General features: G+C 40.5%; 23 protein-coding genes, 2 pseudogenes and 1 riboswitch. Of the genes and pseudogenes, 3 read left to right on the plus strand and 22 right to left on the minus strand.

The genetic code is table 11. The features are described from left to right. Window positions 1–187: 187 nt before the first annotated feature. The 12 genes and pseudogenes from ACHOLT_RS18220 to ACHOLT_RS18275 all read right to left on the minus strand — a co-directional run bounded on the left by ACHOLT_RS18220 (window position 188) and on the right by ACHOLT_RS18275 (window position 13,964). On the minus strand, window positions 188–742 hold the full coding sequence (locus tag ACHOLT_RS18220) for a manganese catalase family protein (protein WP_425803561.1): 555 nt from the start codon (window positions 740–742) through the stop codon (window positions 188–190). Between the two features lie 125 nt (window positions 743–867). Then, window positions 868–2,139 carry a phosphoribosylamine--glycine ligase gene (gene purD / locus ACHOLT_RS18225; RefSeq protein ID WP_425803563.1) on the minus strand — a complete coding sequence of 424 codons (1,272 nt, stop codon included), beginning with the start codon at window positions 2,137–2,139 and terminating at the stop codon, window positions 868–870. A gap of 49 nt (window positions 2,140–2,188) precedes the next feature. Further along, window positions 2,189–3,750 (minus strand): annotated as a pseudogene (gene purH, locus ACHOLT_RS18230) (bifunctional phosphoribosylaminoimidazolecarboxamide formyltransferase/IMP cyclohydrolase). Window positions 3,751–3,785: 35 nt separating this feature from the next. Then, window positions 3,786–4,367: a phosphoribosylglycinamide formyltransferase gene (gene purN, locus ACHOLT_RS18235; RefSeq protein ID WP_425803566.1), complete on the minus strand. Its 582-nt coding sequence runs from the start codon at window positions 4,365–4,367 to the stop codon at window positions 3,786–3,788. Continuing rightward, entirely contained in the window at window positions 4,364–5,380 is a 1,017-nt protein-coding gene (gene purM / locus ACHOLT_RS18240; RefSeq protein WP_425803569.1) for a phosphoribosylformylglycinamidine cyclo-ligase, read from the minus strand. The genes purN and purM overlap by 4 nt, the downstream gene beginning before the upstream one ends. A 25-nt stretch (window positions 5,381–5,405) precedes the next feature. After that, window positions 5,406–6,812, minus strand: coding sequence for an amidophosphoribosyltransferase (purF, locus tag ACHOLT_RS18245; RefSeq protein ID WP_425803572.1), 1,407 nt, complete (start codon window positions 6,810–6,812; stop codon window positions 5,406–5,408). 33 nt (window positions 6,813–6,845) lie between these two features. Then, window positions 6,846–7,559 (minus strand): phosphoribosylaminoimidazolesuccinocarboxamide synthase, encoded by a 714-nt coding sequence (gene purC, locus ACHOLT_RS18250; protein ID WP_425803575.1) that lies wholly within the window; start codon window positions 7,557–7,559, stop codon window positions 6,846–6,848. 277 nt (window positions 7,560–7,836) lie between these two features. Then, window positions 7,837–9,138: an adenylosuccinate lyase gene (gene purB, locus ACHOLT_RS18255; RefSeq protein WP_425803578.1), complete on the minus strand. Its 1,302-nt coding sequence runs from the start codon at window positions 9,136–9,138 to the stop codon at window positions 7,837–7,839. 75 nt (window positions 9,139–9,213) lie between these two features. Beyond that, the gene (purE, locus tag ACHOLT_RS18260; RefSeq protein ID WP_425803580.1) at window positions 9,214–9,702 is read right to left on the minus strand and encodes a 5-(carboxyamino)imidazole ribonucleotide mutase; all 489 of its coding nucleotides are present in this window, start codon (window positions 9,700–9,702) and stop codon (window positions 9,214–9,216) included. Window positions 9,703–9,945: 243 nt separating this feature from the next. Next, window positions 9,946–10,047: riboswitch (purine riboswitch) on the minus strand. Between the two features lie 92 nt (window positions 10,048–10,139). Next, the gene (locus ACHOLT_RS18265; protein WP_425803582.1) at window positions 10,140–11,525 is read right to left on the minus strand and encodes an ATP-binding protein; all 1,386 of its coding nucleotides are present in this window, start codon (window positions 11,523–11,525) and stop codon (window positions 10,140–10,142) included. 230 nt (window positions 11,526–11,755) lie between these two features. Next, window positions 11,756–12,676, minus strand: coding sequence for a ketopantoate reductase family protein (locus ACHOLT_RS18270; RefSeq protein ID WP_425803584.1), 921 nt, complete (start codon window positions 12,674–12,676; stop codon window positions 11,756–11,758). A gap of 238 nt (window positions 12,677–12,914) precedes the next feature. Beyond that, window positions 12,915–13,964 carry an NAD-binding protein gene (locus ACHOLT_RS18275; protein ID WP_425803587.1) on the minus strand — a complete coding sequence of 350 codons (1,050 nt, stop codon included), beginning with the start codon at window positions 13,962–13,964 and terminating at the stop codon, window positions 12,915–12,917. Window positions 13,965–14,112: 148 nt separating this feature from the next. Between ACHOLT_RS18275 and ACHOLT_RS18280 the strand changes: the two genes are divergently transcribed. Next, a complete protein-coding gene (locus tag ACHOLT_RS18280) occupies window positions 14,113–15,027 on the plus strand; it encodes an NAD-dependent epimerase/dehydratase family protein (protein ID WP_425803589.1) in 915 nt (304 codons plus the stop codon). Between the two features lie 72 nt (window positions 15,028–15,099). Beyond that, on the plus strand, window positions 15,100–16,683 hold the full coding sequence (locus ACHOLT_RS18285; protein WP_425803590.1) for a glycosyltransferase family 2 protein: 1,584 nt from the start codon (window positions 15,100–15,102) through the stop codon (window positions 16,681–16,683). Window positions 16,684–16,812: 129 nt separating this feature from the next. On the opposite strand, the gene ACHOLT_RS18290 is transcribed toward ACHOLT_RS18285, so the two are convergent. Next, window positions 16,813–17,943, minus strand: coding sequence for a glycosyltransferase family 4 protein (locus tag ACHOLT_RS18290; protein ID WP_425803592.1), 1,131 nt, complete (start codon window positions 17,941–17,943; stop codon window positions 16,813–16,815). Between the two features lie 12 nt (window positions 17,944–17,955). Between ACHOLT_RS18290 and ACHOLT_RS18295 the strand changes: the two are divergent. Further along, a pseudogene (locus ACHOLT_RS18295) lies at window positions 17,956–18,256 on the plus strand (transposase); the annotation flags it as partial. Window positions 18,257–18,412: 156 nt separating this feature from the next. Here the strand turns inward: ACHOLT_RS18295 and ACHOLT_RS18300 are convergent. The 9 genes from ACHOLT_RS18300 to ACHOLT_RS18340 form a co-directional block, all read right to left on the minus strand. Continuing rightward, on the minus strand, window positions 18,413–18,784 hold the full coding sequence (locus ACHOLT_RS18300; RefSeq protein ID WP_425803593.1) for a hypothetical protein: 372 nt from the start codon (window positions 18,782–18,784) through the stop codon (window positions 18,413–18,415). Window positions 18,785–18,984: 200 nt separating this feature from the next. Continuing rightward, window positions 18,985–19,413: a GNAT family N-acetyltransferase gene (locus ACHOLT_RS18305; protein ID WP_425803595.1), complete on the minus strand. Its 429-nt coding sequence runs from the start codon at window positions 19,411–19,413 to the stop codon at window positions 18,985–18,987. Between the two features lie 82 nt (window positions 19,414–19,495). Beyond that, a complete protein-coding gene (locus ACHOLT_RS18310; protein ID WP_425803597.1) occupies window positions 19,496–19,936 on the minus strand; it encodes a DUF3795 domain-containing protein in 441 nt (146 codons plus the stop codon). 123 nt (window positions 19,937–20,059) lie between these two features. Next, window positions 20,060–20,410 (minus strand): hypothetical protein, encoded by a 351-nt coding sequence (locus ACHOLT_RS18315; protein ID WP_425803599.1) that lies wholly within the window; start codon window positions 20,408–20,410, stop codon window positions 20,060–20,062. A 561-nt stretch (window positions 20,411–20,971) separates the two neighbouring features. Continuing rightward, complete coding sequence (locus ACHOLT_RS18320) at window positions 20,972–21,724, minus strand: NERD domain-containing protein (RefSeq protein WP_425803601.1); 753 nt, start codon at window positions 21,722–21,724, stop codon at window positions 20,972–20,974. Between the two features lie 309 nt (window positions 21,725–22,033). After that, window positions 22,034–23,569, minus strand: coding sequence for a glutamine-hydrolyzing GMP synthase (gene guaA, locus ACHOLT_RS18325; protein ID WP_425803603.1), 1,536 nt, complete (start codon window positions 23,567–23,569; stop codon window positions 22,034–22,036). Between the two features lie 29 nt (window positions 23,570–23,598). Beyond that, window positions 23,599–24,147, minus strand: coding sequence for a hypoxanthine phosphoribosyltransferase (hpt, locus tag ACHOLT_RS18330; RefSeq protein WP_425803605.1), 549 nt, complete (start codon window positions 24,145–24,147; stop codon window positions 23,599–23,601). Window positions 24,148–24,330: 183 nt separating this feature from the next. Then, a complete protein-coding gene (locus ACHOLT_RS18335) occupies window positions 24,331–24,705 on the minus strand; it encodes a DsrE family protein (RefSeq protein WP_425803607.1) in 375 nt (124 codons plus the stop codon). A gap of 179 nt (window positions 24,706–24,884) precedes the next feature. After that, complete coding sequence (locus tag ACHOLT_RS18340) at window positions 24,885–25,547, minus strand: hypothetical protein (protein ID WP_425803609.1); 663 nt, start codon at window positions 25,545–25,547, stop codon at window positions 24,885–24,887. Between the last annotated feature and the right edge of the window lie 47 nt (window positions 25,548–25,594).

A 25,594-nucleotide genomic window follows, 5' to 3' on the forward strand; every position in this document is an offset into this window, starting at 1 on the left:
TGAATTCTCTTGAAACACCTTTCATTGCTTTAACTATAACCAAATTTCCTGAAAAACCACTTAAGGTAAACTGAACGTTTCATGAAAACTTCCTGAAAATTAGCTGAAAATAAATAAATATATTAAAAGGCGCTTAGGTCATATCGTTATAACCTAACGCCTTTTAATATTTATGCTCTGTTTATTTCTATTCTAAAACCTGAAGGCTCATTTTATAGTCATATATGATTTGACTATACTTATCATTTGATGCTCCTTCAGCCATATATCTTCGGGAACGAATAAAAAGATTTTGATGTACTCCTTCACGGTGGGCTAAGAAATGAATGATTTTACGTACTCCTGGATCTTTTGTCATACCTAAGCTTTTTTCATAGACTCCGCGAGAACGGATCTCCAGCTCGATATCCGCTTTTAAAAGATTTAAGGGAGCAGTCCCTTGAACGATATAATTCAGCTTCCATGGCTCGCCCTGTTTATTAGCGAATTGGATGGATTCTCCTTCGAGTTTATGGATCAGCGTGCTTAATATCTCAAGATGGGCCAGTTCTTCGGCAATAATAAGCCCAAATAGTTCCCTTACAAATCGATTCGTTATTTTAGATTGATGATCTAAGTATTGTGTAATCTGAGTAAGTTCACCCTCTTTTCCCCCGTAATGTTCCAAGAGGCGTTTGGCGAATACAGGATCCGGCCGTTCAACATGAATAGGATAAAAAAAACGCTTACGGTAATTATACACGCTGATTCCTCCCTACGCCCGCCATTCTGCCTACAGTATATGAAGGGGAATAGAAAAGCGCCACCTCAATCTCACTGTTCAGTGAAAATCAGTAGCGCTCTATATATATTTAAATTCGTTGAGCTTCAGCGATTTTGCTTTAGGCCTTTTATACCAATATCACGTCGATATTGTGCTTGCGGAAAGTCGATTTGCTCGACAAGATGATACGCAGCCTGGCGAGCTTTCGTTAAATCTTCCGCCTTGGCGCTCACGCCCAGGACTCTTCCCCCGGAATTGACCATTTGTCCGTCAGATGAAGCTGCTGTTCCTGCATGAAAAACAGCCTGTTGGTGGGAAAGCAGTGCGGGTAAGTGAATCGGAATCCCCTTTTGGTAAGCTTGAGGATACCCCGGGGAAGCCATAACAACACAAACTGCCGTCATAGGACTCCATTTCAATTGAACTTCGTGGAGATTTCCTTCTGTACATGCCCATAAAACAGGAAGGAGATCAGATTCCATTCTCAGCATTACGACTTGTGTTTCCGGGTCTCCGAAACGGGCATTGAACTCCAGCACTTTAGGGCCTTCAGGCGTAAGCATAAGTCCTACGAACAGAACCCCTTTAAATACCTCTCCTCTTTCCTCCATGACGCGAAGGGTTGGCTGCACAACTTCTCTCATGACTTGTTCTTCCACCTCCGACGTCCAGATGGGCGGCGGGCTATAGGTACCCATCCCTCCGGTATTCAGTCCTTGATCTCCATCTAAAGCTCGTTTATGATCCTGAACCGGAACCATCGGCAGAGCTGTTTTTCCATCTGCAAAACAAAGCAGGCTGACTTCTTGTCCTGTCAGGAATTCCTCAACCACCAACGTCTTCCCGGCGGATTTTAAGGAACCTTCCATGATTTCATCGACTGCGTTTAAGGCTGTTTCCAGATCCTCCGCGATAATAACCCCTTTACCCGCAGCTAAACCATCCGCCTTAAGGACACACGGTGCACCAATCTTCCGGATATAGTCCTTCGCTTTTTGTGATTCCTGAAAAACTTCCCAACGGGCTGTTGGAACCTGTGCGGCATCCATGATCTCTTTAGCAAAGGACTTGCTCCCCTCCAAGCGGGCAGCTGCACGGCTGGGTCCAAAGATTCTTAAGCCTTTTGCTTCAAAAGCATCAACTATGCCTAGCGTCAGCGGTTCCTCCGGTCCAACAACCGTTAAATCAATTCCTTTATCTTCAGCAAAAGCGACGAGTGCGGGAATATCATTGGATTTAATCGGAACATTCCACCCTAAAGTTCCTGCATTGCCTGGCGCAACATAAATCTGCTCTACATCAGGACTTTTAGCCAGCTTCCAAGCCAGGGCATGCTCTCTTCCCCCGCTCCCAACGATTAAAATCTTCTTGCCCATGCCAACACTCCTTTAATTCGGTATAGGTTCTATTCTTAGGTTCTTCATTTTAGTGTTGGAAATGTCTCCGATGGGTATACACCATAATCATATTTAAGCGGTTTGCAGCCTCGAGCACTTCAGCATCACGAATCGAGCCTCCCGGTTGAATCACTGCACGCACTCCGGCTTTCGCTGCTTCCTCCAAGGAATCCGGGAATGGGAAATAAGCATCGGAAGCTAAATAAGACCCCTTAACTTTTTCCCGGCTTGTTCAAGCGAAATCTTAACCGAGCCTACCCGATTCATTTGACCGGCTCCGACACCCAGCGTCTGACCGTTTTTGGTAAGCACAATCGCATTAGACTTGACATGTTTAACAACACGCCATGCAAACTCGAGTTCATGCAGATCTTCAGCTGTAGGCTTTTGTTCGGTTACAACTTCCCATTCGGAAACAGGGGCTGTATCAACATCGTCTTCCTGAAGCAGGAAGCCGCCTTGAATCGTCTTAATCTTCCAGCCTATTGCTGCATTCGCTTGCGCGTCTTTTTGACCGCGTTTGATCACAACGAGGCGAAGGTTTTTCTTATCAGCAAAGATTTCTCTCGCCTCTGGGCTAAACTCAGGTGCAAGGATAACTTCGTAAAAATGCTCGTGCATCGATCTTGCGCAATCTCCGTCGATGACACGGTTGACAGCAATAATTCCACCGTAGGCGGAAACCGGATCAGCTTCCAGAGCGCGTTCATAAGCCTCAAGAGGAGTCTTGCCGAGCGCAGTTCCACAGGGATTTGTATGTTTAATGATGACACAAGCGGGTTCTTTAAACTCCTGTGCGAGAGACCAAGCTGCCTCCATATCCACCCAGTTATTATAAGAAAGTTCTTTTCCTTGAAGCTGTACACCGCCGGCTAAGGTTCCTTCAGCATTTGAGCTGCGATAGAAGGCTGCCTTTTGCTGCGGATTTTCACCATAACGGAGGTCTTGGACTTTTTCAGCGGTTAAGCGGAAGGTTTCAGGGAAGATACTCTCTGTGCCTTTTTCTTTAGCCTGCTGTTTCTCTAAATAATCGGCAATGGCCTTATCGTAATCCGCTGTATGAGCAAACGCTTCGGCTGCGAGTTGTTTACGCATCGCATAGGGAATCTCACCCTCCGCTTTTAAGCTCTGAAGAACATCAGCATACCGTTTTGGATTGACAACGATAGCCACGCGTTCTTGGTTCTTCGCTGCTGCCCGGACCATCGTCGGCCCGCCGATATCGATATTTTCAATCGCATTCTCAAAGGAAACATTAGGTTTAGCCACTGTTTCCTTGAACGGATAAAGGTTAACAACGACTAGATCAATGTAACCGATTCCGTTTTCCTCTAATTGTTTTCTATGCTCTTCCGTATCGCGCGCTAAAATTCCGGCATGAACCATTGGATGAAGCGTTTTCACGCGTCCGTTAAGGATTTCTGGAAATCCCGTTAATTCTGTTACATATCGAACGGGAACACCCGCCTCGGTCAATGTCTTAAATGTACCTCCAGTAGAGACAATTTCGTAACCGAGCTCAGCTAACCCTTTTCCTAAATCAACGATTCCCGTTTTATCGGAAACACTAAGTACTGCCCGTTTCATCAGGACCTTCCCCAATCATTATTCTTTCTTTTTATCTCTTATCGCCTAATGCTGACTTGGCCTGTTGTAATCAGCCGCACAGCTTCCGGATAAAGTTTGTGCTCCACCTTAAGGATTCTTTCAGACAACGTTTCTTCCGTATCCCCAGGTTCGACTGGAACCGCCTCTTGTAAAATAATCGGCCCGCTGTCTAACCCTTCATCCACAAAATGAACCGTACAGCCTGAGACTTTTACACCGTACTCGATCGCCTGCCGCTGTGCATGCAGACCGGGAAAAGAGGGTAAAAGTGAAGGATGAATATTAAGAACAGGACAATTCAGCGTTTTTAAAAACTCAGCACTCAGCACGCGCATGAAGCCGGCGAGAACTAACAGCTCAATTTGACTTCCTTTTAACCAGGCAAGGATCGCCTGTTCTTGCTCCCACCGCGAGGAATAATCCTGTTTTGGAAAGGCACGATAAGGAATCTTGGTCTTTTCCGCTCTTTTCAGTGCCTGAGCTTCAGCATAATCTGAGCCTACGGCAACGAACTCAGCTTCAAATTTTCCCTCCTGCCAAGCATCGATTAAGGCTTGCAAATTACTTCCTCGACCTGAAGCTAAAACTCCGATCCTCACACGTATTCGACCCCTTTCCCTTGAGTGACCTCGCCGATCACATAACTCTTTTCTCCAAGGTTAAGGAGCTGCTCTTGTATTGTTTTGACCTGATTCGGATGAACAATCATCACAAAACCAATTCCCATATTAAAGGTCCGGTACATCTCTGATGCTTCAATCTCGCCTAAACGCTTGATCAGTGTAAATAGCGCGGGTACCTCCCATGAAGACTTGGAAATCCGCAGGCCAAGCCCCTCAGGCAGAACACGCGGAATATTTTCTGTTAAGCCGCCCCCGGTAATATGAGCCATGCCAAGGATTTCATTTTTTTCTAACAGTTTAAGAATAGTTTTAACATAAATCCGTGTAGGACGAAGCAGTGCATCGCCTAAGGGTTCTCCGAGTTCCGGGAAAACAGTATCCATCGGATACTGAGCAAAAATTTTGCGCACGAGCGAATATCCATTGCTATGGAAGCCCGAGGAAGGAAGTCCGATCAGAACATCCCCTTCTTGAATCTTTGACCCGTCAATTAAGTTTTCCCTGTTTACAGCGCCGACTGAGAATCCAGCAACATCATACTCATCTTCAGGATAAAAACCTGGCATTTCAGCCGTTTCGCCGCCGATCAAAGCACACCCTGCCAGTTCGCACCCTTTGGCAACACCGGCTACAATACTGGCAACACGCTCTGGATCGAGTTTTCCAACAGCTAAATAGTCTAGAAAAAACAGCGGTTCTGCACCTTGCACAAGGATATCATTAACACACATGGCTACTGCATCCTGGCCGATCGTATCATGTCGATTCATCTGAAATGCGAGCCGCAATTTTGTACCCACTCCATCTGTTCCGGATACTAAAACCGGATCGGAAAACTTTTTAAGATCAAGAGCAAATAATCCTCCGAAGCCGCCTAAGCCCCCCAGGACTTCTGGTCTCATCGTTCTTTTGACAGCAGGTTTCATGAGTTCTACAGCACTGTTTCCTGCTTCGATATCTACCCCGGAGTCGCGGTAGGTATAACCCATTCCATTCCCTCCCTGAATATTTTAATTAACAGGATTCTAAATTAAGCTTGCCGCCCTTCGTTGAAGGAACAGAAGCCGGATAATCTCCGTCAAAACAGGCTAAGCAGACTGAGCTTCCGTTAAGCGCTCGAATCAGTCCTTCAGACGATAGATAATGCAAGGAATCAGCACCCGTAAATTCACGAATTCCTTCAATATCCATTTGCGCAGCAATGAGTTTTTCGCGTTCAGCTGTATCAATCCCATAATAACAAGGATAGAGTACCGGCGGAGAACTGATCAGGAGATGCACTTCTTTGGCCCCTGCCCTGCGCACCATATCGACAAGCTTTGAACTGGTCGTTCCCCGAACAATAGAGTCATCAATCATAATCACTCTTTTGCCCTTTAAGACTCTAGTATTCGCATTTAACTTCAAACGAACAGCGACTTCACGCATTTCTTGAGTCGGTTGAATAAAAGTTCGGCCGACATAGCGGTTTTTCAAAAGTCCTTGTTGAAAAGGAATCCCTGATTCTTCAGAATATCCCAGTGCTGCTGACATTCCCGAATCCGGAACTGGGATAACGATATCCGCATCGACAGGAAATTCTCTTGCTAATTCAATTCCCATCTGTCTACGGCTTTCAGTAACATTGATCCCATCAATTGTACTGTCTGGCCGTGCAAAATAGATATATTCAAAGGAACACCCTGCTCGGTTTTGTGACGGCAATCCTTGACGAGAATGCAAGCCCTCTTCATCAATCGTAATAATTTCGCCCGGTTCGACATCGCGGACAAGCTCTGCTCCAATGGTATCCAAAGCACAGCTTTCCGAGGCCAAGCAATAATGGCCTCCTACTTGACCGATACATAAGGGTCTCAAGCCGTAGGGGTCACGTACGCCGATCAGCTTATTTTCAGCTATAATCACTAGCGCATAGGCTCCCCGCAGATCAAGCATGGTTTTAATTAAAGCATCTTCTAAATTAATTCGACGGTAGCGCGCGATCAATTTAACAATAACTTCCGTGTCCACGGTCGTTTGAAAAACAACGCCGTCTTTGCCGAGTTCTTCACGCAGTTCATAGGCATTCGTTAAATTGCCATTATGGGCTAAAGCCATCATTCCTTGTTGATAATGAACAACTAGAGGCTGAGCATTAGCCACTAAACTGGATCCTGTTGTCGAGTAACGGACATGTCCGATCGCCATCTTACCGTTCAGCTTTTCGAGCTGGTGTACAGAAAAAACCTCCGAAACGAGTCCCATACCTTTATGCCCATCAATATTTCGACCATCGGATACCGCAATTCCGGCACTTTCCTGTCCTCGATGCTGTAAAGCATAAAGGGCATAATAAGTGAGTCGGGCTATTTCCATTTCGGGGGCGTAAATCCCGAAAACACCACACTCTTCCTTCGGTTTATCATCTCCCGGTTCCCGCACGATGTCTCCTCCTTTAATTTCTGCCCTTTTTCCTTAAGCTAAAATTTCTTTAACGCGGCGATAAACTTCAACGTAAGCTTCTTCGACTTTACCTAAATCACGACGAAAACGGTCTTTGTCCAATTTTTCTTTCGTTTCTTTATCCCAAAAACGGCAAGTATCTGGAGAGATTTCATCACCAAGAACGATTTTTCCGTCTGCAAGACCAAATTCGAGTTTAAAGTCGACAACGAGAATTCCGGCTTGGTCCATAATCTTTTGCAATACTTCATTGACCTTGAGTCCAAGAGCTTGAACTTCTTTTAATTCCTCAGCGGTTGCCCAACCCATGGCCAAAGCATGAGATTCATTCACAAATGGATCACCCAAGGCATCATCTTTATAGTAAAGTTCAACAACCGGACGAGCTAAAACAACGCCTTCCTCGGTACCTAAGCGTTTTGCTAAACTTCCGGCAGCGATGTTACGAACAACAACCTCTAAAGGAAGCATCTTGAGCTTCTTCACCAGCATTTCACGGTCACTGAGCAATTCGATGAAATGAGTCGGCACGCCGGCCTTTTCCAACTCTTTAAAAAATAAAACTGATAATTTATTATTGATAATTCCTTTGTCTTCGATTTGACCTTTCTTTTGTCCATTGAAAGCAGTTGCATCGTCCTTATATTGAACGAGATATTGACCTTCCTGATCGGTTGCGAAAACCTTCTTTGCTTTACCTTCGTATAACATTTCTTTCTTTTCCATCGTTAATTCTCCCCTTCTAAAATTCAATTAAGTTTAAAGCAACAATATTTTAAAGAATTGGGTCATGTAGCTTCTCGTACATTCGCTCACTCAGCGCTCCGGGGCTTGCGCTCTTGCTTCCGTAACCGCTTCGCCAAACCTCAGGGTAATACCTGATGTGAACCACTGGCTACGCCGTGTTACGAAAGCGTCGAGTGCTTCTCCGCCCCTCCGCGAAATCGTTCACGTCTGTACGAGAAGCTACGATTATAAGTCTTTTAAAAATATTTTTTACAGATTAGTCTTCTAGAAGCCCTACACGTTTGAAGATTGTATCAACGTGCTTTGTATGGTAAGAGTAATCAAACAGCTCCGAAACTTCCGCTTCGTTTAAGTATTGAGCAATCTCTTTATCCTTTAACACCAAACTTTTGAACGGTTCTTTCGTTTCCCAAGCTTGCATAGCATTGCGTTGAACCCAAGCATAAGCATTCTCACGGCTCATTCCTTTTTCAACCAATGCCAGCATAACCCGTTGCGAGAAAATAAGTCCAACAACTTTGTCAATATTCGCTTGCATTTGCTCAGGGAATATACGCAAGCCTTGAATTAACCGTGTCATTTTTTGCAGCATATAATCGAGAGCAATCGTGCTGTCGGGAAGAATGATCCGTTCAGCGGAAGAATGAGAGATATCGCGTTCATGCCAAAGCGCAACATTTTCCAGCGCAGTCTGCGCATTGCCGCGAATGACCCGGGCCATACCGCAGATCCGTTCAGCTGTAATTGGATTTTTCTTATGCGGCATTGCGGAAGAACCTTTTTGACCTTTAGCAAATGGTTCTTCGACCTCATGAACGTCTGTCCTTTGGAGATTTCGAATTTCAGTCGCCATTTTATCCAAGGTTGCGGCAATACCCGCTAAGGTTGTCATATAAAAAGCATGCCGGTCTCTTTGCAAAACTTGAGTGGATACTGGAGCAGGATTTAAGCCCAGAGATTGGCATACCCATTCTTCAACTGCAGGTTCAACGTTGGCAAACGTACCTACGGCACCTGAAATTTTACCTACACGGATTTCCTCGCGGGCAAACTCTAAACGTCTCTTTTGGCGTTTAATTTCCTCGTACCAAAGGGCAAATTTAAGCCCCATTGTGATCGGTTCAGCATGAATTCCATGCGTCCGCCCCATCATTAACGTATCTTTATGTTCTAATGCCCGCTCACGAAGAACTTCCTCAAGCTTGTCCAATTTATCCAACAAAATATAGGTTGCTTCTACCAACTGTAAAGAAAGTGCCGTATCAAGGACATCCGACGAGGTAAGTCCAAGGTGAACATATTTTGCCTCATCGCCAATGTTTTCTGCCATATTTGTCAAAAAGGCAAGAACATCGTGATGTGTTATTTCCTCAATTTCCTGAACGCGTTCCCAGGAAAAATCAGCCTTTTCCCGGATAACATCGACCGCTTCGGTTGGAATCCTTCCTAATTTCGCCCAGCCTTCACATGCTGCAATTTCGATTTTCTTCCAGAGTTCTAAACGATGCTGATCCGTCCAAATGTTGCCCATAGCTGGGAGTGTATAACGTTCAATCACTTTCATCGCTCCTTCTTCTTTTAGTTTTCTTGATCCTTTCCATGAATCGTTACCTTAAAGCTTTTAAATTCAATTTTATATTTTATTTTGAATCGCTTGATCTTTCGCTTCAATTTCCGCGGCCATCTTTTGACGATACGTTTTAAGCGCTTCTTTTAAACGCGTATCTGTTTGAGCTAGAATTTGAATAGCAAGTAATCCCGCATTTTTCCCAGCATTAATCCCAACTGTTGCAACAGGTATTCCCGGCGGCATTTGGACGATTGCGTACAAAGCATCCACTCCATCCAGAGCACCGCTCTTAATCGGCACGCCAATAATCGGCAAAGTCGTCGCTGCCGCCACAATTCCCGGCAAATGAGCTGCCATTCCTGCTGCTGCAATAATAACTTTTCCTTCTTGTTCTTCAAAAGTTCTAACCCAGTTCAATGTTCTCTCTAATGTTCGATGGGCCGAGGAAACCTTAACCTCGAAGGAAACATCAAATTCCCTTAGGATTTTAATGGTTGCTTCAAGAACGTTAAAATCAGAATCACTACCCATAACAATACCTACTGAGTTCATACCATCACCCCTTCTCTTACTTCACTTTAGTATGAAATAGCAAAGCCCAAACTGGTATTCCACTTTACTTTTCAAAAATTGCTTTTTAAAAAAAGTGAGTGAAACATACCCGCCTGGGCTTTTATCCCTTCGGTGTAACCCCATAGTAAACAGCAAAATAAACCCTAGCCCTAGCGGAAAGAGTCGCTTAAACTTCCATTAAACTATTGGGATTTTGCGTCGCTAGGTCAACCTTTTCATTGCCCTAGACGCACTTTCGCTCATAGTCAGGCCATTTACGGCAGCCTGGTAGAAACTTGCAGACCACATCTCTGCGATTATATGAACCGATATTCAATTGATTAAGTGGATTAACATGATTTTATTCTATCCTACTCTTGATTAAAGGTCAATGAAATCTCGAACATTTTTCAATGATTTATTGTCAATGTTCGAATTCAATTCCATTCTGCAGAAGTTGCTTCCTCAAAATCTTTTGGAGAAGGGATTTTAAAATGGACTTCAAAAAACGATCCCTCAGAACTTGATTTAATTTTCAGCTCTGCGTTATGCCTTTCGGCAATACTGTTGCAAACAACAAGCCCCAGACCTGTACCTGTTTCTTTGGTTGAAAAGAAAGGTGTTCCAAGTTTATCTAATATATCCTGTTCAATTCCCGGACCTTCATCCGATACTGTCAAAATGACTTTGTCGTTTCGTTGATCAATCTTAATCGTTAGGCACCCGCCCGCTTCCATTGCTTCAATTCCATTTCGAGCAAGATTCAAGACAAGTTGATTGATCTCTTGTTCATTCAGTAAAATATCGGGAACCTCATTTAAGTCCGCGATAAGTTTCATATTTCGATATATCGCATCTGCTTCAATAAGCGGCAAAATAGAGGAAACAACTTCTTTAAGATTTCCTCGATTCATAATTGTTGCCTTATTTCTGCTAATCGACAAAAATTTCGTTATGATGGAATTTGCTCGATCTATCTCGCTGATCATTATGTCAAAATACTCTATATGTTCAGGTTCACTTTGTTTGCCTTTCATTAATTGGAGGAAACCTTTAATTGCAGTTAATGGATTTCGAACTTCATGCCCCACTGTGGCCGCCATTTTTCCTACTAAATTCAAACGTTCCAACCTTTGAACTGTTTCTAATGATTCTTTCAATTTTGTTGTTCTTTCGTTTACGATTTCTTCGAGATTATATTTATAAATTGTATCCCGCTCCATCATTTTAGATACTGTAATTGCGATAATCATCGATAAAATAACAGACAATGTTGAATTTACATAATGCGCTTGAAGAATTTGAAGATTATCTTGAGTCATGGTTATATAAATCAAAAAATTAATAAACGATTGAACGTAAAATAAGATAAAATATTTAGGCTTTAAATAAAAAAATACCGCAAACACTGTACAGGACATAATATAAACACTAATTTCACCGTGAATAAATTGATCCGCCCATCCAGAGGTAAAAGCACAAATATTAATTAAGAAAAGAATAAAACTATAAACATATAATAGAGATAAGTCCTTACTGGAATTGATTTTAGCTTTAAAGATCAAGTAGCTTAGAATAAACAGTAACACACCTATCCCCTGGACAACATGAGTATAAAATAACAATACATAGCCTGGAGTAATCGTCCAAAGCCCTTGCTCTTTATGAATATAATCGATCATTAGTAAAATAAGGTTAACAAAAGCCACAGTATAAGTCAGGAAAGTAGCGCGTTTCAAATTGATTTCATTTAGCCTTTCCCAAGCTTTTTCGCCATACTTTGCAAGAATAATCTTATCATTTTCAAGATTTATTTTGATCACCTTCAACCATCATAATCACAACTTGTATATTTATTCTAATTTACTAACCGTTTTAAAATACATTATTTTATACCATAATAACAAATTTTTCGGTTATATAATATCCCTATTATACACTTGCTGAACAGTTCTGTTAACTTGGATTAAAGAAAAAGGCTTTGATGTTATTCATTGATCTTTCAGACATCAAAGCCCTTCCTTTTATATTTCTTGATATATATTTCTTATATTTATTTAAAGTTTTTTTCCATCTCTTGAACCTTTTGATATAACCATTCATTGACTGGTATTGGTACCTGATATTGCTTTCCTAAGGCAATGGCTGTACCCGAGAAAAGCCCGACCTCTGTTTTCCTTCCTGCGATCATATCTTGCCGCATAGAAGGTATTCCTAACGGATTTAACGTTGAAAGAACATTTAACCAGTATGTCAGGTCTTTTTCAGATAAATTGATTCCTATCTTTTCAGAAAGAGCAATAACTTCTCTCATTGCATCAATCATTACCTTTCGCGGCTTACCCTCAGCTTGAATTCCGCCATAATTCGTTTCAAAAACAGCTACAGTTTGGTTAACTCCTGTGTTTAACATAAATTTTCCCCATAAACGATGATTCATATCTTGCGGAACCTCATAGGAAAAATCAACGCTATCAAAGAAATCTGCTACAGCAGTTACTTTTTCTGAGCGTACTGTATTATCCCTCTCACCAAAGGATAGCATCCCCATATGCGTATAATTCATCTTGTTCTCAAGCTTATCTGCATCCATCCCCTGAGCGACGCAATAGAGCACTTTATCAAAACCGAAAACTCTGCCGATAACTTCTTCACTCGAAATTCCATTTAACGCAGAAATAATGATGGTATTCTCACCTACTTGATACTTTGCATCCTCGATAGCTTGCTTAAGCTGATTAAACTTAACACAGAAAAGGACCAAGTCTGCAGGCTTCTGCACGGTCTCTGGCAAAACATAATTAAAATCGCAAATCTGTCCATTGCAATAAATACCGCTTTTCTTGTACCGCTCAATTCGATCTTGATTAGCTATTACCCGAACATTCTCTTTGGATAATTTATCTGTAAAATATTTGGCATACATTATTCCCAGCGCACCTAGACCAACAACCGCAACTGACTTAATCTTCATCTCTCATTATCCCTTCTCTTTTTATTGTTTTTTCATTAAAACTTTTACATGAAATCTCTTTATTATTTATCGTTATTAGATCATAGCTTCTTAATTTACGATTTATATTTCCACATTCTTTTATAAATTCCCTTCAATTTAATATAAAGAAAAAGTGGTCTTGACTCCCAAAAAACTTATGGAAATCAAAACCACTAATTTTACCTATAGCTAAGCATAAAGACTTAAAAATCTATCGTTACAAATTTGGATTTAAAGCACTATCCCGTTCCAATACAACCCAATCCAATTTTCTATACTCCTCATCGTCTTCATATACGGACCTGAAACCTGCTCTACTCAATTCATCAGCGGTAAATAAAGGATCTTGTACCCAGACTGTATTCCCGGCTGCTTCTAAAGCTCTGACCAAATCAACACCTCTACTGTGCTTAAGATCCTTTACTCCAGTTTTATAACTGAGGCCCTTGATTAACACTTTTTTATTCGTGCCCACCTGCTGTACCAGTTTATCTCGATATTCCTGATCCGCCTTTTCCGCTCCCTCTAATAAAGGAGAGGAGCAAACGGTTCGAAGAAATCTTAAATCCTTCGGCAAGCACTCCCCGCCAATACCCCAATCCGTACTGAGCAGTTCGACGTTATTCTTACTGTTGACAGCATTCCTTAGCTCGTTATAATCCAAACCCTGTTCGGTACAATAGCGGTACATTTCCTGAGCAAAAGCGACATCAACATAACGTTTAACATTTTCAACGACCTTAGATAACTCAGCCGCCCTGACATCAGTTACTTCAACGAGAAGAGGAACCAAAGGATCATAGAACTGTCGGCCCTTTTCAAGGCAAGCCTTCGTATAAGCCCCTATCACCCTAGGCGTATCACAAACCGTTTTATCCACTCCGAACATTACCCTATGAGGCACGTGGATTAAGAAAATATCCGTTCCTAATTTAAACCCTTTTTCCCCCAAAAATTCACGAACACGCTTCATCGTCCCTATAGGTAATGTCGATTCGATAGAAATCAAAGATCCCGGACGGATGATCATTTGCTCTAGAGCGGCAAACAAATTTTGACCTTGATCCCCAGTGGAAGGCGCCATCAACCAAATATCAATTCCAGTTAAAACTTGATAATCCGATGTCACGTGATAGCCCTGATCTCGTAATTCCTTAATCCGATTCTCATTAATGTCTATCCCAATAACTGATTCCGGATATTTATTGATAAGATAAGTGAATAGATTGAACCCGATATTGCCTAAGCCAACGACACAAATTTTCATCTCTTATTCCATCCTCCCGCTCGCTTATCACTATAAGTTATGGAACTTTCCTTCTGTTGACACTTTTGCTTTGATTTTTCGTATCAAACAAGAAAGCGGGTTCATATGATGCACAAAGGCCCTGAATTCGGATGGGAGGATTTAAAGCATGAAAATCTTGGTTACTGGGGGCAAGGGTGTCGTTGGGACTAAGCTTGTACACAAATTAATGGATATGGGACATGAAGTTTGGGTATGTGATCTAAAGCATAGCCATGATAATCACTACTTTCGGTGCGATGTCGGTAAGTTCAGGCAACTGGAGAACATCTTTAAACAGCACACTTTTGATTATGTATACCACCTGGCTGCTGAATTCGGGCGCTGGAACGGAGAAGATTATTACGAAGACCTATGGCTGACAAATGCTGTCGGTACAAAAAATATTTTGCGCTTACAGCACGAGTACGGATTTAAACTCGTGTTTACCAGCAGTTCCGAAGTTTACGGCGACTATACCGGAGTAATGGTAGAAGACGTAATGGAGAAAATGGAAATCAAGCAGATGAACGATTACGCCATCACAAAATGGGTTAATGAAATGCAGATTCTCAATGAAGCAGCTATGCATGGCAATGAGGCAGTCCGCGTAAGAATCTTTAACACATACGGACCGGGCGAATACTATACACCTTATCGAAGTGCAATATGCACTTTTGCCTACAAGGCTCTGCATGATCTTCCGTACACCATTTATTTGGGCCATCAACGCAATGCCCTTTATATTGATGATTGTGCAATCGCGATGGCCAATATCACGATGAATTTTAAACCAGGGGAAGTCTATAATATTGCCGGCACAGAAATGCATGATATGAAGTCTGTATCCGATCAGATTCTTCGTTATCTAGGCAAGGATGACAGCAAAGTCATTTATAAAGAAGAAGAAGCTTTCACGACAAAAATTAAACAGCCGGATATTGCAAAGGCCCAAAGAGACCTAAATTATAAGCCGCAAATTTTCTTGGAAGAAGGAATCCCTAAGACGATTGAATGGATGAAAGAAGTTTACCGCAGACCCTAGACGATTACCTCAATTATAATTGACCCTTATCCCTGCCAGCTTATCAAGAAAGAATTGGAAGGATTAATTATAATGACGAATCCAAAAGTATCAATCATCATTCCCGTCTATAATGGTTCTAACTATTTGCGTGAAGCCATTGACAGCGCATTAGGGCAAAGCTACCCCAATGTTGAGGTTATTATAGTCAATGATGGTTCTACCGATAATGGAGCTACAGAACAGATTGCTCTTTCCTATGGTAATCGAATTCGTTATTATCCCAAAGAAAATGGCGGGGTATCAACGGCCCTTAATTATGGAATTGAGAAAATGACAGGTGATTACTTCTCATGGTTAAGCCATGACGATGTTTATTATCCTAACAAAATATACAACCAGATTAAGTTTTTAATGGGGAATGATTTAAAAGATACGATTCTATATGGTGGGTATGAACTCATTGACGAATCTTCTATGGTACGTGCCCAAATTAAACCAGAGAACTTGTATCCTGAAGTGAAATTAAATATTCCGCTCTTTCCTATTTTTAGAGGATTAATTAATGGTTGCTCTTTATTGATCCACAAAAGCCACTTTCAAAAGTCCGGACTTTTTGATGAGAATTTACAGTTAGCTCAAGATTATGCCCTTTGGTTCAAAATGTTAAGAAATGCTAAGATTAAATTCCTTCCGGGGATTAGTGTAAAAACTCGAATTCATAATGAGCAACAAAGCAGTGTAAAAAAAGATCGCAATTTAAATGAATGCAATTCTATCTGGATTTCTTTTATGAATGAGGTTTCCGTTCAGGAAATGTGCGAAATGGACGGCTCTCCGTATGTGTTTTATAAAAAGACCGCAAACTTTTTGCAAAAATTCACCTCCTACACGGAAGCTCAGCAATACGCTGAATCGCTTGCCCAAAAAGCTAAAGATAAAATCAGTGTAGTTATTCCTTTTTTGAATCGAATACCTGCTCTAATTGAATCCATAAAAAGCGTATTAGCTCAGTCCTATACCAATATTGAAGTGTTGCTTATCGATGATGGATCTACCGATGATATTACACCCCTTAAAGAACTGGAAGATCCAAGGCTTCGATATATCAATCAAGAGCATAAAGGCACTTCTGCGGCAAGAAATTTGGGAATTAGCTTGTCCTTAGGTGAATATATAGCCTTCTTGGATTCTGATGATATTTTTCTTCCCGGAAAATTAGAAAAACAGATAAACTACATGAAAACTTATAAACTTCCTTTTTCTCATACTTCCTATCTAAGAATGAATATGCAGGGGAAACCAAAGCAGCTCATAAATTCGGGACGCTTTTCCGGTAAAGTATTTCCGCGTATTTTAGCAAGCTGTGGTATAGCTGCATCTACAGTAATGGTTAAAAGAGAAGTTCTCGATAACATGAAATTTAAAGAATCTATTATTCTTGGTGAAGATGTTTGTTTATGGATCGATATTGCTTATAGTAATACCATTGGCGGCATTGACGAGCCCCTAACCAGTGTAAGGATAGGTAGTACCAGTTCAGTCTTTGATATTGAGAAGCAACGCATAGCGTATTTGAATATTGTTGAGCATATTATTAAAAATCCGCTCTATGTAGTTAACGAGCATGAAATCAATCTATTATTAAAAGATTTTACGAATTTATTTAAACTATAATCCCTGTAAAAAATGGAGTTAACCCAGAAAATTTTTCCAGATAACCAAATAAAATTGCGTTAAAAAAGCCTTCAGCATGGAAGGCTTTTTTCTTAACCCCCTGACTGAGAACGACAAGAGGTTAAAATTCTAGAAGGTCATATTCTCCAACAAATTCAAATATTGCGGAGCAAGCTGATCCCACTCGTATGGCAAAGCTCTTTCTCGAGCCCTCTCGGAGAATAGTTTTAAGAGGGAAGGGTTATCTATTGCTGTTATCAACGCCTCTGACAGCTGATTGATATTCCCTGCCTCAAAGGTTAGCGCACATGATGGAGAAACTATTTCTGCAAGCCCTCCCGCCCTTGAAGAGATTAAAGGTATTCCAATTGCCATTCCTTCCAATGCCACAAAGCCAAAAGCTTCTCGCCAACTTGGCACGATGAGAGCCGCCGCATGAGCCATTCGCTGCCTTACCTCTGAACTCGGCTGCCAGCCGTGGAACTGAATAGAATCTTCAAGTTCCAGCGAACTAACCAGTTGTTTTAAGTACTTTTCATACTGGCTGGGCCCCTTGCCAACAATATCTAAACTGATTTCTCGCCCACTTTGAAAGACTCTGCTTATGGCCTTAAGCAAATCTTCCAGCCCTTTATACTCCAAAAGTCTGCCCACATAAAGAAACCTATTGTTCGTATTTACTTGATGCCAACGTTCCGTGGGTAAAGATATACCTAGCGCTAATTTTTCTGCTTTAGAAAGATATTGGGGAAAATGTTCTGCAAGGTAATGTACTTCACTCTGACTGATCAAATGAATACGGTGACAGTGCTTCAAAAGTTCTTCCTGAATCTTAAATTGTTCTTGCAGCCCTGGCACTTTTGGGTCTCCTAACTCCTCACGCAAAAAAGAGTATACTGAATAGAGAATTGGAATTCTCCCCTCTGAGAGAAGATAGGCCAAAGGCGCAAAGTTAATAGCCTGAAGATGAATAACATCCCATTTCTGCAAAAGTTCAGGAAATTTATGGCGCAAAGCATCCGCCCAGACCATCTCCAAATGTCCAAAATAATAAATATTACGTGGTAATCCCAAGACATTAATGTGTTGTCCCCGCGCTAACCTTCCAGGTTTATTCCAATCACTGCGTGGCACAACGACTGTTTGTTCCATACCCAAACGATCAAGCATGTATACAATTCCGGTTGCCGCTGTACCCGCGCCCCCAAAACGCTCTTCTTCAAACTCATTGGTCAGTGATAAGACCTTCAGATCAATCACCCCTAGTTCTAAAGTGTAATCTTTCAGAATCAGAAACTTCTCTATGCTTTACTTCTTCAAGCGGTAGGAAATACCCTGGTCGAACTGGCTAAAGATCCCAAATTTCTTGGGGCGACCACTGGGGTAACTTCTGTTCTCCATACCTGGGGTCAAAATTTATCTTTCCATCCTCGTGTTCATTGTATTGTTCCTGGGGGGAGGGCTTTCGAACGAAGGTCTGCGATTTGTCCGTTCCCGCAAGAAGTTCTTCATTCCGGTTAAAGTCATGACACTCAGTGCGTCAGAGTTTGCTCGACGGTTTCTTCTTCATGTCCTTCCGAATCGATTCGTTAAAATCCGACTAGGAACATCATAAATCTTCTAATAAGTTATCCGATGCCGTGCGCCCCGAGATTCAAAAGCCGCCAAGGACGGCGGCCCCTTGAGCCTCCGTATCATTTAAAAACTTAAGATATTGATATCTTAATGTTTAGTTTCTTATATATACAAGAATAACTGCAATAAAACTGATTAACCCCAACCATCTCGCAATCTTCCTTTTATGAAAAAACCACAAAACCCCAGAAACAAAGGAAAGTATACAAAATGTAAATGGTATCACTTCTTTAAAAATCCCTTCAGGGGTAAGCATACTATAATACGTAATGTAAGACCCAAGTTTTCTTATTCCCCCTGCGGTTATATAGCCCCAGTAAATACTGATTAGTACAAAAATCACATAGCTTACTGTTGAAACATAATTCCGCTTCGAAAAAGAGAGAATAAAAGTAATTAGAACCAATAGCCACAGTGATAAAATAAAAATCACAAACGGCAATAAATTCATGTCAGAAAAATCCATATTATAGCCTCCGAAATGAATCTGATTATATAGATAAGCCCTCTGTTACATATTTTCTTACAAATATGCAATATAGGTTATTGACGTAGCAAAAGTAATTTACCTTTATTTAAGTCCTTGGTCTGATAATATGCGTTATAACAATAGCACCTGCGTTTGCTGGGTGCTACTGTTTAATGAGCATAGTATGGTGTTTCAGATTATATTACTTTCTTTAAGAAGTAGCGAATAAATCCCTCAGGATAACCCTCCAGCTTTCCAAATAATTCATAACCGTTTCTAAGGTAAAAATTTGGCGCTTGGAAATTAAAGGTATCAAGGTGAACTAATTTACATCCTTTTTCCCTAGCTATATCTTCGCCCTGAACCAAAAGACTTTTTCCCAATCCAAGTCCTCTATAATTTTCATCTACCCAAAGTATTTCAACAAAAAGACAAAACCTGTACATTTTACCCAGCAAACCGCCTATGATGTGACCTTCCTTATCTTTTAGTATGATGTTTATTGACTCTGAATAAGGCTCTGCTGCAGTAGGAGCTATCTGCATATTGTATTTAACAATACTATTCTTAACATATGTAGCCTCTTCGGAAACCGTACCCATCTGAATAATTGTTTTAACATCCATTGTGAACACTCCTTCCTTCACATTATTTGAATTACGCAATTTCTTACTATTCCATCGCAAAATATAAATGTTGCGAATTAAATTAACTCCTCTTAACTTCTCTTGACACCTTAGCATACTTACTGTTTAATCCATTATGTAATAAATTAATAACAGCTTTTTCATCTTCTAAATTATCATAATCTTTGTTCCACCCATACAAGATACCATTCTTTTGATTTTTCAGAACATATTCTGCAAGTTTTTCTATACCCTCATTTTTTGCCACTTTTACAAAAGTTCGATTTCTAATATCGTGATCTTCACTGAACATATCTTGATCACATGGGCCATCTTCACATTCCCAACATCCATTTATCCCCTTTTTAACACAACAATCAAATTGAAAACAACCCTTATCACTTAAATGTCTCCCACAACAATTATTTTCAGATTTACATCCAGCACATTTATCTGCCTCATGGCATAATGTGCAAACCAAACCGCAATACCCCATATTTTGAGTAATATCTTTTATATCCACTTTTATCCCCTTCATAAAATATAAATAATTGTTACTTTGCCGTTTCCTACTTATACGTCGCAACATAAGAACATTGTGAAACGTTATTATTCCAAAACAGGACTAACAGCAAGTCTTAAAATATTAATGAAAGAAATCATAACTTACAAAGCCAATTATGATAATTGCAAGGATAATTCCAAGGATAATATTCCACACTAAATCCTCATTAGCAGTCTTGGACTTCTTCATTATCAAAATAGAAATATAATTTATTATAAAAATCATGCCTAGAGTTATTAGGATAATGGGTAAAAATTTTCTCAAATTAAATAATGGTCTTGTACCTATCTTAGTCATTAACCCTATTTGCATAAATGCATTGAATCCTGTGACGGCAGAAAGGATGTAATAGCTTATTATATTTAATCTTCTTTTTTTCCTAATGAAGTTACTACCTTTTTCACTGTACACACTGTATAATCCTGGATTCATAAAACTTAGAAACTTATCATAATATTCTGTTTTAAGACTAAACAAGATGGCCTGTATCAAAAAGATAATTGCAAATATAAGTAGAGTTATACCCGTTCCTACAGTGTTATACATTAAAAAAATTATTAAAAGTAGTAATACCGAAATGCCAATTAGCTTTAGATTCATTTAAATCACCATCCAATGCTTTATACCCTACCAACTACACGTTATATCTTCCCTATAATATCTTGGGATTTACTTTGATTATCTTTGATTTCCATAGAATTTCTAACTCATTAAAAATTTACCACGGATAGAATTAGCAAAGAATGCATAATTCAGAGAAAATGAGTAGATCTCCGTATAATGTTCGGGAATACCACCGGATTGGAGGTATTCCCGAACTAAGTTCGCAGATTTTAACTTTATATGTCTTTGTCTTACTGGGATAAATATCCTTCTGAGCCCTATAAAAAACGCCAAATAAAGAGTACCGCCTCTCCCACAAATGAATAATTTGATCTGATTTTTTGAAACAATCGCCTCATATCATCATGACCAAAGTAGATATACCCTTTCTTACATGTTTACTGAAAAGCGACACTTCGGATAATTACTACACCCCTTGAAGTCTCCATATTTGCCCTTTCTCAGAATCAACTCCCCACCACATTTAGGACAAATGTTTGAATTGATTTGTTGCGCTGCTTCAGCTTTCTTTTTATGTATTCCATCAACATGCTGAGTTCTGACTTCTTTTTCACTAATATTAAGATTTTGCAGCTTTGCATATATTGCTTCTTTTTGTTCATTTCTAAGAGTTTCAACTGCATATTCTCTAATTGTTTTTAGTAAGTTTACTGAGTAAATAACCTTAGTTTGTGTATTGACTTTCAAATCAGCGCCAACTGAAAAGACGATAATAGGAATGAAATTTACATCTGGATACTCGTTTAGATTTTCCTTTAAGGCTTGAATATGACCATAATTTTGCCTAATCGGATTAAAGAACTTCTCTTTTCGCTTATAAATAACTTGCGTCCATTTTTCGCTGTACTCTTCCCCTAGAATCCATCCTTTGTAGTTCTTTGTCTCGATGACAAAAATACCGTAATTTGATACTACAACATGGTCGATCTGTGAAGTTCGACCATCGATATTCAGCATTAGATCATTGATCACCTTGTACTTATTAGGGCCTAACCTTGTTAGAATAGCTGAAATTGTTTTTTCTCCTATGATACCTTTAATTTTGGGTTTATAGAGTTGATAAATAGATGCAACTATAATAAATAACCATAAATACCAAAACTCTGAAAATATTTTAAGCAATACACTCCAACTCCTCTTTACTCTCATTTAATAAATATGCAGTTAATAATAACATTAAAAAATCTTATAAGTAATTATTTTACAGTATTATGTTATAATTCTTTATTTACCACTAATATCCTCCATACAATATGACAATTAATACTATTTCGCCGCAATAATAAAAATACAACTACTTGTTTTGAAATAGCAAAGTTTGCAAAAAAATAAGTGGTTTAGATTGTCCAAAATACGCTGAACATCTAAACCACCTATTCATATTCTAATCAGCTAAAAACCTTACAGCCTGCTTAATTCAAGGCTTTCATCTTATTCCCATTCAATCGTGCCGGGTGGTTTGGAGGTGATGTCATAGATAACACGGTTGACACCAGTAACCTCGTTGACAATCCGGTTGGATATCTTCTCCATCAGATCGTAAGGCAATCTTGCCCAGTCTGCGGTCATCGCATCTTCACTGGTCACGGCACGGACAATGATCGGATAAGCGTAGGTGCGTCCATCGCCCATGACACCCACACTCTTGATGGTCGATGGCAGAACTGCAAAGGATTGCCATAGCTCCTTATAGAGTCCAGCCTTACGAATTTCATCGAGAACAATGGCATCCGCTTCGCGCAGAATGTCCAGCTTCTCCCGAGTGATTTCGCCCAAAATACGAATGGCAAGTCCCGGACCCGGGAACGGCTGCCGACTGACGATTTCATCAGGAATCCCTAATTCCCTACCGACTTCGCGTACCTCATCCTTAAAGAGCATCCGTAAAGGTTCGATCAGCTCGAACCGCATATCTTCAGGAAGTCCCCCAACGTTATGATGGGATTTAATCGTTTCCGCAGTCTCAGTTCCGCTTTCCACGATATCCGGATAAAGCGTTCCTTGAACAAGGAAGTCCACTTTACCGAGTTTACGAGCTTCGTCTTCGAAAAGGCGAATAAACTCATTGCCAATCCCTTTGCGTTTTGTCTCTGGATCAGATACCCCTTCGACCTTGCTCATAAATCGTTCACTTGCGTCAACAAAAACAAGGTTAAGCTGGAATTGTTCTGTAAAGATCTTCTTGACTTCGGCTGATTCATTTTTGCGCATGAAACCGTGATCGACATAAACACATGTTAATTGATCTCCTACAGCTTTATTAACAAGAACAGCGGCCACTGAAGAATCAACACCGCCGCTTAAAGCACAAAGGACACGATGATCTCCTACCTTATCGCGAATCAGTTTAATTTGATTCTCAATAAAGGACTCCATAGTCCATTCACCTTTACACCCGCAAATATCATATAAGAAGCGCTCAAGCATCTTCTGTCCTTCAGGAGTATGCTTTACTTCCGGGTGAAACTGTACCGCATAAAAGTTTCGTTCCTCATTAAGCATTCCAGCGACTGGTGTATGATCCGTATGCGCTGCAACCTTAAAGCCTTCAGGTAACGCTACAACAGAATCACCGTGACTCATCCAGCATTGACGTTCTCCGTCAAGCCCTTCCCAAATGCCTTTAGCCTCATCCACTTGAAGCATGGCTTTGCCGTATTCCCGAACCTGAGGATGTTCGACTTTCCCCCCCAGTTGAATGGTCATCAATTGCATGCCGTAGCAAATCCCCAGAATCGGAATCCCTAATTCATAAATTGCGGAATCAACCTGTGGTGCACCCTCTTGATTAACACTGGCAGGACCGCCTGAAAAAATAATCCCTTTGGGGTTGCGTTTACGAATTTCTTCAATTGAGGTTTTGTACGAAACCATTTCGGAATAAACATGGGCTTCCCGTACTCTTCGAGCAATCAATTGATTATATTGTCCGCCAAAATCTAAGACCAGAACTAATTCTTGTGACACGAAACCACCCACCACCTTTTCTCAGAAAGCTATTCGTTCGCATTTTCATAAACTTCCGGCTTTAAAATGCCAATGTAAGGGAGGTTACGAAATTGTTCATTAAAATCTAAGCCATAACCGACAACAAATTCATCTGGAATCGTAAAGCCGTTATAATCCGGTTTAACCTCAACTTTACGCCGATCAGGCTTATCCAATAAAGTGACCACTTTTACGCTCTTAGGATTGCGTGCTGATAAATTCTCTTTAAGATATTTTAAAGTCAAACCTGTATCAATAATATCTTCGACAATTAAAATATCAACACCGTCAACGCTCCGCTCCAAATCTTTCATGATCCGAACAACCCCTGAAGAGTGGGTTGATGCTCCATAACTGGAAACGGCCATGAAATCATAGGCTAACGGCATTTTAATGTGTTGGATTAAATCCGCCATAAAAGGAACGGCACCTTTAAGAATAGCGAGTATTAAGAGGTTCTTGCCCTTATAATCGCGTGTAATCTCTGCGCCTAATTCATCGATCCGTTTCAGGAGTTCTTCGCGGCTAAATAAAATTCTGCTGATTTGCTCTTCCACTACTGGCACCTCCAACTAAAACTCATTAAAAAATTATAGCAGAGGTGCTAAAGAGAAGTCAAACTCTTTTTCGAACATTCCCAGGACATTCTTGGTATAAAGTACGGATTTTAAAACAATAATTCGCCATTGTTAAATTAAAGGCGACTCAATTGAAACACAGATTTTCAGAGAAATAGCCTTTTATAACGTGATGACTTTCCATCCATTTTTAAGATAGTTGGAAAGAGGCTCGCCCATATAAATTACTTCTATATCAAGGGCTTCCAACTTTTCCGTGACTTCATACATATCTGCACATGCTCTGCAAGCCTGAACTTTAACGCCAGCCTCCTGTGCTTTCTTTAATTCGTTCTGAAGTTCTATGTCCACACTGAGAAGCTTGGAAGACGGTCCCCATACGATTAAAGTTACATCATCCCACCATCCTTTTAATTTTGAATTGCATGTATACATAAAAACCATCTTAAGAGCTACTTCCCTATCAGAACTAGTCCATAATACTGCTAATCTTCCGCCATTGTTTGCGTTATCCTTTATTCCATTCGATTCTTCCATATTTATTTGCTCCCTTCTTAATTTTTTAATCATACTACCATATTTGCTTAACTTTATCTATTTAAATCACATCGTAGATTTCAAGAGAATGCACAAAAATAGAGTAAGGTAAATCTTATACAGATCACCTTACTCTCACGTGTCATGTTTAAATTATTTCTCTTCCTGGACCTTACGTTCTATAAGTTAGGTGGTTGTACTGAGATTTTCTGACCGAAATCCGAAAAGTCGAGGGTCATTGACATCGGTTCATTTTTCGCTTTACTCTTCGCTTGAATTGTTGCTCTTCGAATCGTCTTATCTTTTGTACTTAGGTAAACTGTATAATTAAAATCTGTCCAAAAATCCTCCATCATTTGATTTTGAACACTCGGTTGAAGTTGTATAACCCAAACTTTTTGTCCGTTTAGTTTTTCTTGTCCTTTAAGCATCACCTCGCCAAGCTCTTTGAACTGTAGAGAAGAAATTGGATTGAGCTCCGCCAGGAAGACTTCCTGAGTAGCTGGGACACTTGGATATTTAACCCACTTCTTCCCGAGTGGGTCTTTTAGGTAAAAACCTCCCCCGGCTACAACCATCTCAACATCCGTGCCCACAAGCTGCCCAGAGATATGAGTATTCCCACCGTCCTTTTCTCCTAGAATCTGAGTCATTACGCGATCCTTTCCTTCAACCCATTGATGTTGGGTAATGCTGTAACGAAAAGAGGTCGCTTGGTTCAGTTTTTCTAAGCCGTTTGTCAATAACTCTGCGGGCTGGGGTTTCCAAAGAAAACGTCCCATAATTCCCCCAATTAATACGGTACTGATCAGGATGATTAATAGTAGCCCTCTTTTCTTCATGTGCGGCCCCCCTGGCGGAGTTCTTACCATACTTTATGTTGAAAGGA

Source organism: Desulfitobacterium nosdiversum, assembly GCF_049860565.1.
GTDB classification, from domain to species: domain Bacteria; phylum Bacillota; class Desulfitobacteriia; order Desulfitobacteriales; family Desulfitobacteriaceae; genus Desulfitobacterium_A; species Desulfitobacterium_A nosdiversum.